The organism is Synergistaceae bacterium (genome assembly GCA_012521675.1).
Lineage (GTDB): Bacteria > Synergistota > Synergistia > Synergistales > Aminobacteriaceae > JAAYLU01.
Genome location: JAAYLU010000120.1, coordinates 1 through 3,975, shown reverse-complemented (window position 1 = coordinate 3,975; position 3,975 = coordinate 1). Strand labels below are relative to the sequence as shown.

Annotated in this window: 4 protein-coding genes; all 4 read left to right on the top strand. The window is 49.1% G+C overall.

Features of this window, described 5'->3' with window-relative positions:
• On the top strand, positions 1-1,836 hold a 1,836-nt coding region (locus GX181_10680), incomplete at its 5' end, for a DUF927 domain-containing protein (GenBank protein NLM72406.1).
• Between the two features lie 18 nt (positions 1,837-1,854).
• Positions 1,855-2,280 carry a hypothetical protein gene (locus GX181_10675; GenBank protein ID NLM72405.1) on the top strand — a complete coding sequence of 142 codons (426 nt, stop codon included), beginning with the start codon at positions 1,855-1,857 and terminating at the stop codon, positions 2,278-2,280.
• The gene (locus GX181_10670) at positions 2,277-2,864 is read left to right on the top strand and encodes a hypothetical protein (protein NLM72404.1); all 588 of its coding nucleotides are present in this window, start codon (positions 2,277-2,279) and stop codon (positions 2,862-2,864) included. Before GX181_10675 ends, GX181_10670 begins: the two co-directional genes overlap by 4 nt.
• Positions 2,839-3,975: hypothetical protein (locus tag GX181_10665; GenBank protein ID NLM72403.1), on the top strand; the 1,137-nt coding region annotated here is incomplete at its 3' end. The genes GX181_10670 and GX181_10665, both read left to right, overlap by 26 nt.

The following is a 3,975-nucleotide window of genomic DNA, read 5'->3' as shown; positions in this document are numbered from 1 at the left end:
TTAAAGTGCGCCCTGCCATCGCTCAAGAAGACAATCGAAAAGCGTGCCTTAGAGATCCGCAGGGAGAGTGGCTTTTTCCTTGCCAGAAACAACATAAAGAATACGGTTGTCGAGATAGACAAGATCGCACGCTCGATCAATATTATGGGGAGTGGTTATATCGTTGCGGAGAACGGTATGATTGTCACTGACGAAGGCGAAATCGTTTGCAAGCAGATCATGTTGCCTGTCGCCGAAGTGCAGGACATAGATGGAAATAGGGTCAGTGGTTCCCATGTCATGCTGGCTTATGTACCGATTGACGATGGGAGCATCCATCTTGGGCAGTTTCCTGCCGCTTCATTATCCTTGACAAACGACCTCATACGCACCTTGTCGGCGTGTGGGCTGTCGGTTAATTCGCAGAACGCTGGCACCATCATGGAATACATCGACAACATCCGAAATTGGTACAAACAGAACGGCCAGACACGGATATTCAGAAGCGCCAACCGGCTTGGCTGGGTGAAGTCCGGTAACTATCCCGTCTTTTTGCCCTATGAATATGATCCTGTGACTATGATTTATGGTAATAATATCGAGAAGAATGTCGTCCTGAAAATGACTAGCACAGGTGGTGACAAAGAGAAGAGCCGTGAGCTTATCAACGAAGTCTGCAACACAACAAGAGCCATGACTGCTGTCGTGGGAGCGGCTGTAGCAAGCCTCTTGTTAGGATATGTTGATACCAGTGGTGAGACGCAAGGGTTCGCATTTAACGTCTACCATAAGTCAGGTACTGGCAAGTCGGTCATGACCGAGGTGGCCGCCTCCATGTTTGGTACAGGCCAGTATGTTAATGGCTGGTTCGGTGTGGCTGACTCCACAGAAAAGTCTGATAAAGAGCGTAACCGATACTTCTACAACATGCCCTTGTTCATTGACGACGTTATCCGAAAGCGTGACGAGTTCAAGGGGAGCAAGGCCGATCTTCCGTACAAGAAAACACGCTACATCATGGGCATTACCGGCGGTGAGTCTCGGTCAAGGCTCAACCAGATGGGCCAGTTTCGAGAGGTCGGCAGTTGGTGTAACGTTGTTATCTTGACCAACGAAGATCGGATGGTCGAAGATACCATGGATGGTGGCGCCTTCTCCCGTTGTTTGGAGGTTCAGCACATGGACGACATCTCCGAGCAAGTTCTGACTGATTGGGTGCACCGATTCTCCGATAATTATGGTCATTTCCCGCATGACATCATCAATGAAATAAGAGGGAAGCACCCCGACGAATGGAAGGCCCACATAGCGAACCTGACCAACCAATATATCGCATTGGGCGTGACAGGCAAGCGGGCCCTGTACTCAAGCTACCTACAGGCTGGCTACGAAATCGCCCAGTCTGCAATCAGGCTCGACGCAGACTTTGACGTAGACTGGTTCTCCAAAGAAGTCAAGTCCGCTGGTGAAGTGGACGACGGGGCGAGGGCCTATATCAAGATCCTTGACTGGATCTCCACACATACAGACTACTTGCGCAACGTGGTCGATAATTATGGAACCACGGTTGGGTCGCTTGATTACGACGAGTTCAACAATAAAGTCGCCAACATTCCTATCGCAGAGCTGACCAAGGTTTGCAAGCAATACGACATCAACCGACAATCACTTATCAATTATGCCTACGAGACAGGCAAGGCGGTCAGGGCCTATGACGAGAACGGGAAGGCTGCGCCTGTCAAGGTTCAGATCAATGACGCCGAAATTCGCTGTATCCAGTTTTATTATGAATGGCTTGATAAGACGGTGGAATATTCTAACTATACTGACTACAATAGGTATAGCTACACCTCATAGAAGGGAGAGTGTATCTAAATGAAATCAACGGTAAGAAAAAAGATCTCGGTCACAAACTTGACAATGGCTAGAACTAAGTACATCAGGGAAAACTATTTCCCACTTGTGTCTAACTACATAAGAAGGCGACGAGACATTCCTAGCCCTGAGTCTATGTATCCAGATACCATGATCTTCGAGGTCGGTGTAGAGGTGTTGTTCAGAGCAATATGCGACGCCGAGGAAATAGCCGTTGAGGAAGCAGACCAGATAGCGATCAAACAATATTCTGAACAGCGGCTGTTCCCAGACGAGCTTGTTGATAGGCTTGTAAACCATGTCGAACTGGCCCACGAAGTTGACCGAAGGTCTAGCATTACGCTGGAAGATAGAACAAAAGCGTTAGAAGAATTTAGGGCAAAAAGAAACCAAGAAATAAGCGATGAATGGGATGAAGAAGAATGAGGACAGTAAGTGAACATGGCGACTATATGGCCTTCTCCGAGTCTGCGGATATATACCCTAGGAACTACGCAGAGCTATGTGTGTTCCTTGAGGAGTTCCGGCAGCCCATCCTGTCCGGTGATGGGAAGATATACAATTCCTCAATCGGTAAGGCAGTCTGGGCCAATATCGTGACTAGGAAGCGCCCAGTCAATAGCGATAATGAGTATGTCGCAGAGAGCATCTATCAGCTCATAGGCGAGCTAGGCTTTAACGGTGACTTCCCTGCCATGCTGTACTTGTATGATAGGCTGGACGTGACGGAAACTGAATACAACGCCATATGCCAAGACAGGGCTGACGGCAGGAGCGCTATCTTCCGATGGGCCAGAGAGGTGTTTTCGCACGCAAGCAAGATCAATGCGGTGCATGGAAATGGAAACGTGAACGTCTTCCAGTTCGTTAACATGCCAGATGGTACGGACGATATAGGCGGTGGAGGCTATATCACGCCCGTCCAGAACATCAGAGGTATCATGTCCCTGTTTGGCGAGCTGGCCGCCAATAAGGGAAAGGTAGGTGAGGATGATGCAGACGATTCATGACAATATAAACAGTGTAATAAATGCTATGACGACAGACGAAAAGAGGGAATTTGTCGAGCTATTCACGCCCACACTGTCTCCTTTACTCCCTCCTGGGTTTTCCTTATCGGACAAACAAGCCTTTTTCATGATAATGCGCCAACAACCCAAGTACACGCCTATGCGTGAGTTTATTATGTATCTGGGCGATAAGCATGGGCTAGACGTATCCTTTATCGCAGGACGCCCCATAATCCCCAAGGAGGCCCTCTACGGCGGTTCGGGTAACTCAGGTAAGAGTTATATGCTGTCCGCCCTAGGATTGACTACAGCGGACGTGTACGGCCTTGACGTGCGTGCCTTCACGTCAGAGAAACAGGCCAAGTCTTTTAGCGGAGGCGTGGGCAAACAAATCTATGAATGGATAGAACCACGGATTAAGTCACGCTACATCAAGAATGATGAAGAAAAGGCGATCCTGACATTCCCTTCCGGTGGCACTATCCATTTTTGTGGACTGGACAACGAAAACTCTTGGAAGAAATATAAGGGTGGGAACATTGACCTAATGATTTTTGACGAGGTGACCGAGATCCACCCTGAAAGCTATACCAAGCAAATCGGGGGTTGGTGCAGGAAGTCGCCTAGGGCCTTCCAGATCGGCTGGACGGCCAACGCTTGTGCCGCAACCAACCCGAACGGCAGGCACGTGGCCTTTTATCGAGAACGGTTCGTTGAAGGTGGTGGCAAGGACACCTTCTACCTGAAAGCGCTCCCGAAAGACAACCCGTTCATAGACTATGAGTCATACAAACGTGACCTAGAGAATTTAGGCGATCCCGTATTTGCGGCCCAGATGTTGAACGGGCGCTGGGATGTCATGGAAGCGGGTGATCTGTTCCAACCTGGGTGTATGCCAGAAGTGGACGATGTGCCGACAAAAGGCTACACCAAAAGGGGCTGGGATATTGCTGCTACCAAGAAGAAAGAGTCAAACTTTACCGCTGGCGTGAAAATGCGATACCACGACGGCCTTTATTACATAATGGACATTGATGAGTTCAAGGAAACACCTGACGAAAACGATAAGCGCATGAGAGAGAACGCTGTTGCAGACGGCAGGAGTTGCGAG

Excerpts from the sequence above, each read along its gene's own strand:
- GX181_10670 (NLM72404.1), top strand. The coding sequence starts at position 2,277 with ATGAGGACAGTAAGTGAACATGGCGACTATATGGCCTTCTCCGAGTCT.
- GX181_10675 (NLM72405.1), top strand. The coding sequence starts at position 1,855 with ATGAAATCAACGGTAAGAAAAAAGATCTCGGTCACAAACTTGACAATG.